Origin of the sequence: Vibrio splendidus, assembly GCF_001557875.1 — a bacterium.
GTDB classification, from domain to species: domain Bacteria; phylum Pseudomonadota; class Gammaproteobacteria; order Enterobacterales; family Vibrionaceae; genus Vibrio; species Vibrio splendidus_F.
In genome coordinates this window covers 126,829-140,336 of the sequence record NZ_LNRF01000006.1, presented here as the reverse complement: position 1 = coordinate 140,336, position 13,508 = coordinate 126,829, and the positions used below count along the sequence as shown (strand labels likewise).

General features: G+C 46.4%; 13 protein-coding genes and 1 other RNA gene. 10 read left to right on the top strand and 4 right to left on the bottom strand.

The features are described 5' to 3' along the window. Nucleotides 1-59: 59 nt before the first annotated feature. Both sspA and sspB read left to right on the top strand, forming a co-directional pair. Complete coding sequence (gene sspA / locus ATB74_RS15155; RefSeq protein WP_009848943.1) at nucleotides 60-695, top strand: stringent starvation protein SspA; 636 nt, start codon at nucleotides 60-62, stop codon at nucleotides 693-695. A 6-nt stretch (nucleotides 696-701) separates the two neighbouring features. Further along, the gene (sspB, locus tag ATB74_RS15150) at nucleotides 702-1,196 is read left to right on the top strand and encodes a ClpXP protease specificity-enhancing factor (RefSeq protein ID WP_061019061.1); all 495 of its coding nucleotides are present in this window, start codon (nucleotides 702-704) and stop codon (nucleotides 1,194-1,196) included. 89 nt (nucleotides 1,197-1,285) lie between these two features. Here sspB and ATB74_RS15145 read toward each other — a convergent pair whose 3' ends face one another. Genes ATB74_RS15145 through ATB74_RS15130 form a run of 4 tightly spaced genes read right to left on the bottom strand, consistent with a single transcriptional unit; the run spans nucleotide 1,286 to nucleotide 4,703 of the window. Next, a complete protein-coding gene (locus ATB74_RS15145; RefSeq protein WP_061019060.1) occupies nucleotides 1,286-1,891 on the bottom strand; it encodes a BON domain-containing protein in 606 nt (201 codons plus the stop codon). A 16-nt stretch (nucleotides 1,892-1,907) separates the two neighbouring features. Further along, on the bottom strand, nucleotides 1,908-2,498 hold the full coding sequence (locus ATB74_RS15140) for a phosphoheptose isomerase (RefSeq protein WP_010434705.1): 591 nt from the start codon (nucleotides 2,496-2,498) through the stop codon (nucleotides 1,908-1,910). A gap of 2 nt (nucleotides 2,499-2,500) precedes the next feature. Further along, the gene (locus tag ATB74_RS15135; protein WP_061019059.1) at nucleotides 2,501-2,899 is read right to left on the bottom strand and encodes a YraN family protein; all 399 of its coding nucleotides are present in this window, start codon (nucleotides 2,897-2,899) and stop codon (nucleotides 2,501-2,503) included. Beyond that, nucleotides 2,886-4,703, bottom strand: a complete 1,818-nt coding sequence (locus ATB74_RS15130) for a penicillin-binding protein activator (protein ID WP_061019058.1) — start codon at nucleotides 4,701-4,703, stop codon at nucleotides 2,886-2,888. Before ATB74_RS15130 ends, ATB74_RS15135 begins: the two co-directional genes overlap by 14 nt. 61 nt (nucleotides 4,704-4,764) lie before the next feature. On the opposite strand from ATB74_RS15130, the gene rsmI reads away from it, so the two are divergent. The 8 genes from rsmI (at nucleotide 4,765) to mraY (ending at nucleotide 13,456) form a co-directional block, all read left to right on the top strand. Further along, nucleotides 4,765-5,631, top strand: a complete 867-nt coding sequence (rsmI, locus tag ATB74_RS15125; protein WP_061019057.1) for a 16S rRNA (cytidine(1402)-2'-O)-methyltransferase — start codon at nucleotides 4,765-4,767, stop codon at nucleotides 5,629-5,631. A gap of 176 nt (nucleotides 5,632-5,807) precedes the next feature. Beyond that, nucleotides 5,808-6,247: RNase P RNA component class A (gene rnpB / locus ATB74_RS15120), an RNA gene on the top strand. A 228-nt stretch (nucleotides 6,248-6,475) separates the two neighbouring features. Further along, complete coding sequence (gene rsmH, locus ATB74_RS15115; RefSeq protein ID WP_017059280.1) at nucleotides 6,476-7,426, top strand: 16S rRNA (cytosine(1402)-N(4))-methyltransferase RsmH; 951 nt, start codon at nucleotides 6,476-6,478, stop codon at nucleotides 7,424-7,426. A 3-nt stretch (nucleotides 7,427-7,429) separates the two neighbouring features. Further along, nucleotides 7,430-7,747 carry a cell division protein FtsL gene (gene ftsL, locus ATB74_RS15110; protein WP_061019056.1) on the top strand — a complete coding sequence of 106 codons (318 nt, stop codon included), beginning with the start codon at nucleotides 7,430-7,432 and terminating at the stop codon, nucleotides 7,745-7,747. After that, on the top strand, nucleotides 7,744-9,501 hold the full coding sequence (locus tag ATB74_RS15105) for a penicillin-binding transpeptidase domain-containing protein (RefSeq protein ID WP_061019055.1): 1,758 nt from the start codon (nucleotides 7,744-7,746) through the stop codon (nucleotides 9,499-9,501). Before ftsL ends, ATB74_RS15105 begins: the two co-directional genes overlap by 4 nt. 18 nt (nucleotides 9,502-9,519) lie before the next feature. Next, the gene (gene murE, locus ATB74_RS15100; protein WP_061019054.1) at nucleotides 9,520-11,004 is read left to right on the top strand and encodes a UDP-N-acetylmuramoyl-L-alanyl-D-glutamate--2,6-diaminopimelate ligase; all 1,485 of its coding nucleotides are present in this window, start codon (nucleotides 9,520-9,522) and stop codon (nucleotides 11,002-11,004) included. Next, nucleotides 11,004-12,377 carry a UDP-N-acetylmuramoyl-tripeptide--D-alanyl-D-alanine ligase gene (locus tag ATB74_RS15095; RefSeq protein ID WP_061019053.1) on the top strand — a complete coding sequence of 458 codons (1,374 nt, stop codon included), beginning with the start codon at nucleotides 11,004-11,006 and terminating at the stop codon, nucleotides 12,375-12,377. The genes murE and ATB74_RS15095 overlap by 1 nt, the downstream gene beginning before the upstream one ends. Next, nucleotides 12,374-13,456 (top strand): phospho-N-acetylmuramoyl-pentapeptide-transferase, encoded by a 1,083-nt coding sequence (gene mraY / locus ATB74_RS15090; protein WP_048658030.1) that lies wholly within the window; start codon nucleotides 12,374-12,376, stop codon nucleotides 13,454-13,456. Before ATB74_RS15095 ends, mraY begins: the two co-directional genes overlap by 4 nt. Nucleotides 13,457-13,508 lie beyond the last annotated feature (52 nt).

Genomic DNA, 13,508 nt, shown 5'->3' with positions numbered 1-13,508 from the left:
ATGTTCAATGGAGGCTTTAGGCCTCCATTGTTTTTATTTAAAGTGTACTGGAGGGCTCCATGGCTGTAGCTGCCAATAAACGTTCTGTAATGACTCTTTTCTCAAGTGCTTCTGATATGTATAGCCATCAGGTGCGCATTGTTCTTGCTGAAAAAGGCGTAAGTGTTGAAGTTGAGTTGGTTGATGAAAAAAATCTACCAGCAGAACTTGTTGAACTGAACCCGTACAAATCAGTACCTACTCTTGTTGATCGTGAGCTTGCTCTATATGACTCAAAGATCATCATGGAATACCTAGATGAGCGTTTCCCTCATCCACCATTGATGCCTGTATACCCGGTTGCTCGTGGTAACAGCCGTCTAATGATGTACCGCATTGAGCGTAACTGGTATTCAGTTGCAGAGAAGATCGTTAAAGGCAACGCTGAAGAATCTGAAGCAGCCCGCGTTAAATTGCGTAACGACCTACTGACTCTTGCTCCTATCTTCGCTGAGTATGAATACTTCATGAGCGAAGAGTTTAGCCTAATTGATTGTTACCTAGCTCCGCTACTATGGCGTTTACCTGAGCTTGGTATTGAACTAATTGGTCCTGGTTCTAAAGAGCTTAAGATTTACATGAACCGTGTATTTGAACGTGATTCATTCCTAGCTTCTCTAACTGAAGCTGAGCGTGAGATGCGACTCGTTCGCTAAGCGTTTATGGATATTTCTAATATGACTCCACGCCGACCATACATGCTTCGTGCATTTTATGAATGGCTGGTTGATAACGAACTAACTCCACACCTTGTTGTTGAAGCAACATTGCCTGGTGTGCGAGTTCCAGAAGAGTTTGTTCAAGATGGTCAGATCATTCTGAACATCGCGCCTCGTGCGGTTGGACAACTTGAACTGGGTAACGAAGCTGTGACGTTTAGTGCTCGCTTTAGTGGTCGCCCACACTCTGTGATCGTTCCGCTTTATGCTGTACAAGCGATTTACGCTCGTGAGAATGGTGCTGGTACTATGTTTGAACCTGAAGAGGCTTACATGGAATCGTTTGAAGAAGGGATTGAAGAAACTCCTTTTGAAGAACCAGAAAAAGGCCCATCTTTGAGCGTAGCAACGGCAGACGTAGATGCTGAAGAGCCTGACTCAGATCCTGAGCCACCTCGTCCAGTGAAAGGTCGCCCAAGCCTTCGCGTTATCAAATAACGTTAGTTAAAACGACTCAAATAAAAAAGCAGCGATTCGTCGCTGCTTTTTCTTGTCTGCTAAATGGCATTTAATTGACTGGCTTAAGGCTAGTTAACAGCCGTCTCTTCTTCGCCATATTCAAACGCTCGAATGACCTGTTTTACGCCAGAGATGTTACGCGCAACTTCTGTCGCGATATCAGCATGCTCTCGAGTGACGAGTCCAAGTAGGAAAACTTCTGAATCCTCAGTAATCACTTTTACTTTGATGCCGTTAAGCTCAGCATTCGCAAGCAAAGCTGACTTCACCTTGGTCGTAATCCAGCTGTCTTTGCTAATAGCGCTAACTGACAAAGGCTCTTTGACTCGAATCTGGTTATGTATACTTTCGACGCCTGTTACTTCCTTGGCTTGGCTTTCAAAAGCACGACGTTCAGCGTCTGTCGTTGCTTGGCCCATTAACACTACAGAGCCGCGGTAAGAGCTTGCGGTGACACGCACGCTACCACGGTATGGTTGTTTATTGGTGATAGCTGCAACTTCAAATTCGATATTGTTATCGTTCCAAATCTCTTTGGTCGTTCGCGTATCTGTGACTAGGTTTGCTGTGGTTGCTGCACCAGCAATGAAAATGCCAGCACAACCAGATAGGGATAGTGTAAGTAGCGAAACACTAATCAGCTTAAACAGCGTCAAAGAGGTTAATGATTTCATTGTGATGCTCCGTATATCACTCTTCGTGAGCAGGGAAGAGTACTTGATCGATTAGGTCACATAGGCAGTGTAGTGTCACCATGTGTACTTCATGAATGCGCGCTGTACGGTGTGAAGGGATACGAATCTCTACATCGTGTTCACCAAGCAAACCTGCCATCTCACCCCCATCTTTGCCGGTAAAGGCGATGATTGTCATGTCGCGAGTTACCGCCGCTTCCATTGCCTTGATGATGTTTTTGCTATTACCGCTAGTAGAGATAGCCAATAGAATATCGCCTGTTTGACCAAACGCACGTACCTGCTTAGAGAAGATCTCTTCATAGTGGTAATCGTTAGCTACTGCCGTTAGCGTAGTGTTGTCCGCCATCAGTGCCATCGCTGGCAGGCTAGGGCGCTCTGTTTCAAATCGGTTGAGTAGGCACGATACAAATTGCTGAGCATTCGACGCCGAACCACCATTACCACAACAAAGAATTTTGTTTCCGTTAAGCAAGGTCGCAACCATTGCTTGAGCGGCATGCGTGATTGCGTCAGGCAGAGCTTCTGCAGCCGCAATTTGGATTTGAATACTTTCTGTAAAACTTTCTTTAATGCTGTCTAGCATGTTTATCCTTGGGTAATCGCGTTTTGAATCCAGTCGATATTGTCATTCGGCCCTTCAATGGCAACAATATCAAACCTGAAATCTGTAGAGTGCACCGACAAGCCTTGCTGCATAAGCCAAACATTAGCTGTTTTGAGCAGTTTCTGTGACTTCTTGGCAGTCACCATTTCAGCGGCATGTCCGTAGCGGGTTTGCTTGCGGTATTTTACCTCAGCAAACACAACCGTATTGTTATGGCGCATTATAAGATCAATCTCGCCACATTTTGCTATGAAGTTTTCTTCTATTAACGATAAACCGTGGTTAATCAGATAAGATTTTGCCACGGTCTCGTATTTATCACCCACTTGTTTGTGGGTGATGGTTGGTTTGGATAGGAACTTTCGGCTAAAAAGCCCCATGCTCTGCCCAGCTGATTTCACGTTGAACCACACAGTTGTTATCGATGGTTAGCACACCCGTTTCACCTGGAATGCTGTAACCCTGTACGGCTTTCATCTGTGGCAGTGCATCCATTAGGTAGTATGCATCCATTCCTAGTGCTTGCAGACGCTTTTGGCCGTTTGAGTGTGCAGGCCATAGATCGTTGAGCTCTTTATTAAGCTCGTTTTTGTTCTCAACCAATAGTGGGATATCGCTGTAGAACACACCAGTTAGGTCTTCATACTGCTTATCACCGCTGTTACTGCGTGAGTTTGAGAACAGAGCGGGTTGGTTCGCATCAGGGTTAATTGCAACTTCAATGAAGGGTTTGATTAGCGTTAGCTCTGAGTTCTTAGCCACAATGTAGACAGAATCGATATCACGACGGCTGCGTGGCTCTGTTTCTAGGTCTAGGTTCAGTAACCCGTCCATTTGAGCGATACGCTGTTGGCTCTCTTGCAAGCCGAATACCTGATTCACATTGCGTTGCAGTTGGCGTTTGTCAGAGAACAAGCTGATAGCAACATCGTTGCTGCTGTATTTTTTCCACTCTTCTTTAAACGCTTGCTCAACACGCTCACCTAAACGTCCTCTTGGCGCAAGGATAAGCGGGTACTTGTAGCCTTGAGCAAATAGGTGTTTCGCTGCCTGAGCGACTTCTTGCTCTGGCGATAGAGCGAGATAACAAATGTTGGTATCTGGTTCTAGTTGCGTAGGGATGTTCAGAGCTAAAGCTGGAATCGAGTTCTCGTGGTTTTTCTGCGCTTGCTGAAGCTTAGTGATGTTGCTCTTAATCAGCGGGCCAACGATGAAATCAACGTTGTTCTCTTCGAGTGTCACTTTAATCTCAGCCGCACTTTGCACGTTGGTATCCATTACCGTCAGTGTTGCATCTTCTTCACGCTCTTTGTCATTCATCATCGCAAAGATGAAACCGTCACGCACAAGTTGTGCCTGCTTGCCGTACTTACCGGTTAGAGGCAGCAATAGTGCAGTGCTAGTTGGTTTGCTGATCTCTAGCGCCAAGATGTCAGTGATCGCCTGAGGTGTATATGTCGCTGCTGGGTGCTGAGGATTCTCTGCTAGCCAATCAGACAGGGTTTCCTGTAGGTTTGGAAGATTTGAATTCAGCGTCTTCATGTAAATCGCCAGTTGTAACCAACCTGCAAGAGCGTCTTCTGTAGGCGACGTCTTAAGCTCTAGAATCTCATATTGAGAGTAGCTATTTAGGTTTTGCCAAATACGGTCAGCAGCTTGTTGTTGGAGCTCGTCGTCAGCGTCTAGATACTCTGAATAAAGAACTAACTCACGGCTTGCTTCAAAATACTCGCTTTGCATTTCAGAAATGTTCGCGCGTAGCTCGTGATAATCTTTCCACTGCTCGTTCGGAATTTTCCACCAAGGCTGAAAGTTCAGTTGGCTATAAGCTTGCTCCGGCTGCGAGTTATTCACCAACAGTTGAGCACGAGCTAATTGCCATTCAGCTTGTTGTGTTTCGCTCAGCTTTTGTTTGGCTAAGCGTTTGATCAGCAGAGTTGCTTGATCGGTTTTTCCAGCTTGCACAGAAGCTTTAAGCGCCATGATTAACCAGTCGTTTTGTAGACTTCCTTTGCTACTATCCGCCTGCATCATATAACTTTCAGTTGATTGCACTGGATCTAGTGTAATATCTACGCTCTTTGGTGCTTGAGGACCTGAAGAACAAGCCGCCAATGTAATTGCTAATGCAATTGGAGTTAGTAAGCGTGGTACACTGAGTCTCTTATGGTTCATCGTTGCCATGAGTTCTTTAAATTCCGTATAAATTTGTATCTATATTAATCGTTGAAGTGATGGTAAACAAATGACAGATAACAAAACCTTGCTCACAGAGAGCCCAACTCTCTACATTGTGCCAACCCCAATCGGAAATTTGGGAGATATCACTCAAAGAGCAATTGAAATTTTATCAAGTGTCGATGTTATTGCAGCCGAAGACACACGCCACACGGGTAAGCTGCTTGCTCACTTCAATATATCAACCAGAACGTTCGCTTTACATGATCATAATGAACAAACTAAAGCGCAAGTTCTAGTCGAAAGGTTATTAGAAGGTCAGTCTATCGCATTAGTCTCTGATGCGGGTACTCCTTTAATTAGTGACCCAGGTTACCATCTTGTCTCACAATGTCGTCAAGCGGGTGTGAGAGTTGTGCCACTTCCTGGTGCTTGTGCTGTGATTACGGCGTTGAGTGCGTCTGGTTTACCGTCAGATCGTTTCAGCTTTGAAGGCTTCTTACCGCCAAAGAGCAAAGGTCGTAAAGACAAGTTCTTAGAGATCGCAAAGGCAGAGCGCACCTGCATCTTCTATGAATCACCACACCGTATTTCAGACTCTCTACAAGATATGCTCGAGATTCTTGGCCCTGACCGTGAGGTTGTATTGGCGCGTGAGCTAACCAAAACCTTCGAAACCATCCAAGGGCTGCCACTGGGTGAACTTATTGAGTGGATTGAAGAAGACGCGAACCGTAAAAGCGGTGAGATGGTGTTACTGATTCACGGCCACCGTGAAGAAGCGAGCACAGAATTGCCCGACGAAGCGACTCGCACACTAGGCATTCTAACCAAAGAGCTGCCTCTTAAAAAAGCGGCGGCGATGACCGCAGAAATTTACAATCTGAAAAAGAACGCTTTATACAAATGGGGCCTAGAGCATCTAGACAACTAGAAACCTCTTGATAGAGTAGCTAACCTGTATTGAAAAGCTTGTGAGGAATGATGGTATTGCCGTCATTCCTCTTTTTTTGTCTGAATTGTGTAAAAATCACGCAGTTGCTTAGAGGTTTGCAGCATATTTGTGATCTCGCTAGACACTGCACCCTAATCTCTATACAATCCGCCCTCGGAGTTGAACGGGTAATCGCTGCTTTGCTGATGTCCTTCGGGAGACTGACGTTGAGGTCCTTAGGGAAACTGACGTTGAAGTCCTTCGGGAGACTGGTAGAGGGGAGGAACGTCCGGGCTCCATAGAGCAGGGTGCCAGATAACGTCTGGGGGGCGCGAGCCCACGACAAGTGCAGCAGAGAGAAGACCGCCGATGGCCTCATTTCTTCGGAAGGGGCACAGGTAAGGCTGAAAGGGTGCGGTAAGAGCGCACCGTGCGACTGGCAACAGTTCGTAGCAAGGTAAACTCCACCCGGAGCAAGATCAAATAGGCCCTCACATTGCGTTGCTCGCGTATGGGGGCGGGTAGATTGCTTGAGCCTGTGAGCGATTGCAGGCCTAGACGAATGGTTACCGCCGCGCAAGCGGAACAGAACCCGGCGTATGTGTCAACTCCACCTATATAAAGAACCCATCATTACTTAACGGTAGTGATGGGTTTTTTGCTTTATATTGACGTAAATTATTTAGATTTCCTTAGAATCCTTCATCCTGATATGAGCTTGGGTCAAAAATTCCCAAAGCCTATACACAATATGGTGGAGATACAGCGTGAAATCAGTACACTAAAACGTTAATAGAACAAATTATTGCCGAACTAATGGCTCAATCCACTCACTGAGAAGACTATGACAGAAGCATTCAAACATATTTCAGTATTGCTTAACGAATCTATTGACGGACTTGCGATCAAACCTGACGGTACCTACATCGATGGTACTTTTGGCCGTGGTGGTCACAGCCGTACAATCCTGTCTAAACTGGGCGAGAATGGACGACTCTTTAGTATCGACCGCGATCCACAAGCGATTGCAGAAGCACAAAAGATTGATGACCCTCGTTTTACGATTATTCACGGCCCATTCTCAGGCATGGCCGAATATGCAGAGCGTTACGACTTAGTCGGTCAAGTGGATGGCGTATTACTGGATTTAGGTGTTTCTTCACCACAGTTGGATGACGCAGAGCGTGGCTTTAGTTTCATGAAAGACGGCCCGCTTGATATGCGTATGGACCCAACAACCGGCATTCCTGTATCTCAGTGGTTAGTTGAAGCTGACCTTGATGACATCACATGGGTTATCCGTGAATTTGGTGAAGACAAACACGCTCGCCGTATCGCGAAAGGCATCATTGCTTATCAAGAGAATGAAGAGAACGAACCGCTAACGCGCACTGGCCAGTTGGCTAAGCTTATCTCTGATGTAGCACCAAAAAGCTTCAAAGAGAAAAAGCACCCAGCGACACGTGCTTTCCAAGCATTCCGTATCTACATCAACAGCGAGCTTGAAGAGATCGACACGGCACTGAAAGGTGCTGCAAGTATTCTTGCTCCAGAAGGTCGTTTATCTGTTATCAGCTTCCATTCACTTGAAGACCGCATGGTGAAGCGCTTTATCCGTAAAGAGAGCCAAGGTCCGCAAGTACCACATGGCTTGCCACTAACAGAAGAGCAGATCAAAGCGCTAGGCAGTGCTGATCTTAAGCCTGTTGGTAAAGCGATTAAACCATCAAAAGGCGAAGTGGATGAGAATACTCGTTCACGTAGCTCAGTATTACGAATCGCAGAAAAGCTATAGTCAATGAAGACCTCCAAACCTAACTTAGCCAAGATAATATTTTTTGATTTGATCTCAGTGGGCAAGATCCCATTGATGCTTCTTATCTGTATCTTTGCAAGTGCGATGGGGGTCGTTCTTACGACACATATGTCACGTCAGGCGATCACTCAAAAAGACATGGCATTGGTGGAGCGAGAACAGCTTGATGATGAGTGGCGAAATTTAATGCTTGAAGAGACGGCTCTGGCTGAACACAGTCGCGTTCAAGCATCGGCAAAAAGAGAGCTAGACATGAAACGTCCAGACTCTGACAAAGAAGTTGTGATCACACTGAAATGACCGGTAAAAAGGAAAAAGCACCCGCAAAAACCGTTAAGAAATCAACGAAAGAGCGTGTGAAGAGCGAAAAGGATTCGGATCCAATTCTTATTAAGTGGCGTTTTAACGTCGTTATTGCTTTCGTGTTTCTTGCCTTTGCTGCACTGGTTGGCCGTGTGGCTTACATTCAAATTATTGAACCAGATAACTTAATTCGTCAGGGCGACCTTCGCTCGGTACGTGTTAAGGCCATTCCTTCTGCTCGCGGTATTATTTCAGACCGCAATGGCGAGCCGCTTGCTGTGAGTGTTCCAGTTGAGGCGGTATGGGCCGATCCAAAAACGATTTTTGACAAAAACGGCATGGCCAACATTGATCGTTGGTATGCGCTAGCTGATGTACTTGGGCTAGAACGACAATCGATGATCGACAAGATCTCCAGCAACAAATCCCGTCGATTTATTTACCTGCAAAGACAAGTTAGCCCTGCGATGGCTAAATATATTCGCGATCTGAAGCTAGTGGGTATTGGTCTGAAAGCTGAATCTCGACGTTACTACCCGGCAGGCGAAGTCAGCGCGCACCTTATCGGCGTTACCGGGATTGATGGGCACGGTCTAGAAGGCGTTGAACGCAGCTACGACAAATGGCTTACGGGCGAGGCGGGTAAGCGAACGATTCGTAAAGACCGCTACGGACGCGTTGTTGAAAACATTGCTTTAGAAGAGCGTGAAGAAGGTAAGCCACTCGAGCTCACAATCGATCAACGATTACAAGCGATAGCTTATCGAGCGATCAAGCAAGCCGTAGCCGATCATAAGGCGACTTCTGGCTCTGCAGTGTTACTCGATGTGAAGACGGGCGCAGTGTTAGCCATGGTCAATGCACCGTCTTACAATCCTAATAATCGTGCTGACTTACAAAGCTTTAAGATGCGAAACCGCGTGCTCACTGATGCCATGGAGCCAGGTTCGACAGTAAAACCTTTCGTGGTGCTAGCGGCACTGGAGAATGGAACGGCAGACGCGGAAACCATCATTGATACAGGTAATGGCATCATGCAGATTGGTGGCAGTCGCGTACGTGATACGTCGAAAGTCGGCAAAGCTGATTTAGCGTTGATCCTCAAAAAATCGAGTAATATCGGTGTAGCGAAGTTAGCGCTTGATATGCCACTTGAAGCCTTGCTTGGGATGTACAGCTCTGTTGGCTTAGGTGAGATGTCAGGGTTGAACCTGGTGGGGGAAACGGCTGGTATTTTCCCGAATCGTCGTCGCTGGTCTAAGTTTGAAATCGCGACCTTGGCATTTGGTTATGGATTAGCAGTTACGCCACTTCAATTGGCTCATGCTTACGCAACGTTAGCCAACAAAGGTATGTATGAACCAATTCACATCATCAAAAGTAACGACCAAGATTTCTCTAAGCAGATCATCAAGCGTGAGAACGCTGAACTGGTTCTGCAAATGCTAGAAGGGGTAACTCAAAAGGGTGGTACGGCAACGAGAGCTGCTGTGCCGGGTTACCGAGTAGCAGCAAAAACAGGTACATCTCGTAAAGCAGAAGCTGGTGGGTACAGCGATGAATATATCGCTATTACATCTGGCTTTGCCCCTGTCAGTGACCCTAGAGTGGCGCTGGTTGTTGTGGTTAATGAGCCTCAAGGTGACCTTTACTATGGAGGTTCAGTCGCCGCCCCTGTTTTTTCTGAAATCATGAAGGGGGCACTGCAAATACTCAATGTCCCTGCTGATGAAAACAAGTTTCAAGAATAGATCTAATCAGGATTCAATATGAGTAATAGCCTCACGCTGTCATCTTTACTTTTTCCTTGGGGTGACTTTAGCTCACCTGAGCTGGATGCGATTGCTGTTGAGCAGTTGGAACTGGATAGCCGTGCGATCAAGGAAGGTGGTATTTTTGTTGCCGTAGTCGGACATGCTGTCGATGGCCGTCGTTTCATTGACAAAGCGGTCACACAGGGAGCTCATGCTGTTATTGCACAGGCCGATGCTGAAAAGCCCCATGGTCTGATTGAGTGGTTGGGTACTGTTCCGGTCATTTACATTAAAGACCTTAACTTGGTGTTATCTGAGTTGGCCGGCCGTGTTTACTCGTCTCAAGCGACTAAGTTGATTGGTGTTACCGGTACCAATGGCAAAACCACCATCACCCAATTGATCGCTCAGTGGTTTGATTTAGTCGGCCAACGTTCGGCGGTAATGGGCACCACGGGTAATGGCTTTTTAGATAATCTAAAAACCGCGGCGAATACCACAGGCAGTGCCATCGAAATACAACGCACACTGAGTGAGTTAGCTGAAGGAAACGCGGCTTACACAGCAATGGAAATATCTTCTCATGGTTTGGTGCAAGGTCGCGTTAAAGCCTTGGACTTCGAAGTAGGTGTATTCACTAATTTGAGCCGTGATCATCTTGATTACCATGGCACGATGGAAGAGTACGCTTTGGCTAAGAAGAGCCTGTTTACTGAGCACAAATGCAACCACGCTGTCATAAACGTTGATGACGAAGTAGGCAAAGCTTGGATGACAGATTTATCGAGTGCGATTGCTGTTTCATTACTTCCATTAACGGGCTACCAACAGTCGGTATGGGCATCTGATGTTGTCTATGCAGAAACTGGGATTAAGCTCTCTTTTGATGGTAGTTGGGGACAAGGCGATCTTTCGGTTCCATTGATTGGTCAGTTCAACGCATCAAACGTACTGGTTGCCTTTACGACCTTGCTGTCATTAGGTATCGATAAGCAAACCTTGGTCGACACTGCGCCTCAGCTGCAACCTGTGATTGGTCGTATGGAACTGTTCCAAGTGCCGAGCAAAGCAAAAGTGGTTGTCGATTACGCGCATACGCCAGACGCTTTAGAAAAAGCATTAGCAGCATTGCGTGTTCATTGTTCTGGAAAACTGTGGGCTATCTTTGGCTGCGGCGGTGACCGTGACACTGGTAAGCGCCCAATGATGGCTGCGACCGCAGAGCAGTTTGCCGATAAAATCATTATTTCAGATGACAATCCTCGTAGTGAAGATCCTGCCTTGATTGTCAAAGACATGCTAGCAGGCTTAAGCAAACCTGAATCTGCATTCGTCGAGCACGATCGCTATCAAGCGGTTAAGTTCGCGCTTGAACAGGCAGACAGCAATGACATTATTCTTTTGGCTGGTAAAGGCCATGAGGATTACCAAGTATTGAAAGACAAAACGGTACATTACTCAGACCGAGAGTCAGCGCTTCAACTTTTAGGTATTTCATAATGATTGATGTATCACTCGAACAGATTTGTTCAGCGGTCAGCGGTGAGTTGGTTGAGTCTAGTAACTCAAACAATGCCGTAATTAATGCCGTTTCTACCGACACTCGCACCGTTGAAGAAGGCGCATTGTTTGTCGCTATTGCTGGAGAACGCTTTGATGCGCATGACTTTTGTCATCAAGCGGTTGAGGCAAATGCAAGTGCGTTGTTAGTCGAACGAAAACTTGACCTAAATATTACTCAAGTTGTTGTTGAAGACACTAAACTTGCTTTAGGTCAGCTAAGTGCTTGGATCCACAAACAATGTGACGTGCCAACCATGGCTATAACAGGAAGCTGTGGCAAAACGACCGTCAAAGAGATGGTGGCGAGCATTCTGCAACAACGTGGCAAGGTGCTGTATACGGCGGGTAACTTCAATAATGATATTGGAGTACCACTAACCTTACTGCGCAGTGAACCAAATGACGACTATGCCGTGATAGAACTGGGCGCGAACCACATTGGTGAAATCGCCTATACTACGCAACTTGTGAAACCACAGGTGGCCTTAGTTAATAACGTCGCAGCCGCACATCTAGAGGGCTTTGGCTCAATTGATGGTGTTAAACAAGCGAAAGGTGAAATCTTTCAAGGGCTTGCTGCCGGTGATACTGCTATTGTTAATCTAGAGAGCAACGGTGGTGACTTTTGGAATGAAGTACTTGCCGATAAAACGGTACTGACATTTTCAGAAAGCGACAGCAATGCCGATTACTTTGCTAAGAACATTGGTATTAATGAGCAGGGTGAAGCTTGCTTTGAGATGCAAACTCCGCAAGGCGCTATGCCGGTTGAGCTTGGTATCATCGGTCAACATAACGTAGCGAATGCGTTGGCGGCGGCAGCGTTGAGTATCCAGTTTGGTGCCACGCTTGAAGAAGTAAAAAATGGTTTAGCAAATCTTATCTCTGTCAAAGGACGAGTTGAGGTTCAACAATTAAGTCAGAATATCAAGCTGATAGATGACAGTTACAACGCCAGCGTACCTGCGATGAAGGCGGCAGCCAAACTGCTGTCGAGCTTCAAAGGTCAACGTTGGTTGATTTTAGGCAATATGGCTGAATTAGGCGACGAAAGCCTTGCACTTCACCGTCAAGTCGGTGAATATGCTGCCCCATTCGCTTTTGAGCATGTACTCACTTACGGTGATGATACCAAGGTGATCAGTGAGGTCTGTAATGGTACCCACTTTGCAACGCATCAAGCGATGATCGCGCACATAGAGCAGCACTTAAGCTTGCCAGAAAACGCGTCACATACCTTGTTGGTAAAAGGCGCTAATAGTGCAGGAATGAGTAAAATAGCCGCTGCTTTAAAGGAGAACTTTTCATGATAATTTGGCTTGCAGAGCTACTACAGCCACACTTTTCTTTTTTCCGTTTGTTCGAATACCTATCGTTTCGTGCAATCGCGAGTATTTTGACGGCTTTATGTCTGTCGCTGTGGATGGGACCTCGTTTAATCGAGCGTCTGCAAATGCTACAAATTGGCCAAGTTGTTCGTAACGACGGCCCTGAATCTCACTTTAGCAAACGTGGCACACCAACCATGGGCGGCGTGATGATCCTAGCTGCCATTATTATTACGGTATTAATGTGGGCTGATCTTTCTAACCCTTACGTTTGGGCTGTATTGGTTGTCCTTGGCGGTTACGGTGCGGTTGGCTTTGTTGATGACTACCGTAAAGTGGTTCGTAAAAACACAGATGGCTTGATCGCTCGTTGGAAATACTTCTGGCAATCGGCTATTGCACTGGTTGTGGCTTTTGCTCTGTATGCTCACGGGCACGATACTGCGGCAACCCAATTGGTTGTTCCTTTCTTTAAAGATGTGATGCCACAATTAGGTTTATTGTACATCGTACTGACTTATTTTGTTATTGTGGGTACCAGTAACGCGGTGAACCTAACAGACGGCCTAGATGGTTTGGCGATTATGCCAACGGTTATGGTGGCGGCTGGTTTTGCAGTGATTGCATGGGCGACAGGTAACGTTAATTTCGCGGCATATCTACACATTCCATACATCCCATACACTTCTGAGCTTGTGGTTGTATGTACTGCTATCGTCGGTGCAGGCCTAGGTTTCCTATGGTTCAACACCTACCCAGCACAAGTATTCATGGGCGATGTTGGCTCACTAGCACTGGGCGGTGCGCTGGGTGTGATTGCTGTGTTAGTTCGCCAAGAGTTGGTACTGGTTATCATGGGTGGTGTGTTTGTAATGGAGACTCTGTCAGTGATTCTGCAGGTGGGCTCTTACAAATTACGTGGTCAGCGTATTTTCCGTATGGCACCGATTCACCACCATTATGAACTGAAAGGTTGGCCAGAGCCGCGTGTTATCGTGCGTTTTTGGATCATCTCAATGGTATTAGTACTGGTTGGCCTAGCGACACTGAAAGTTCGTTAATCCTGTGTGAGCCTCTGAGTAGGGGCTCTTTAAAACTATTAAGAGCATCTTG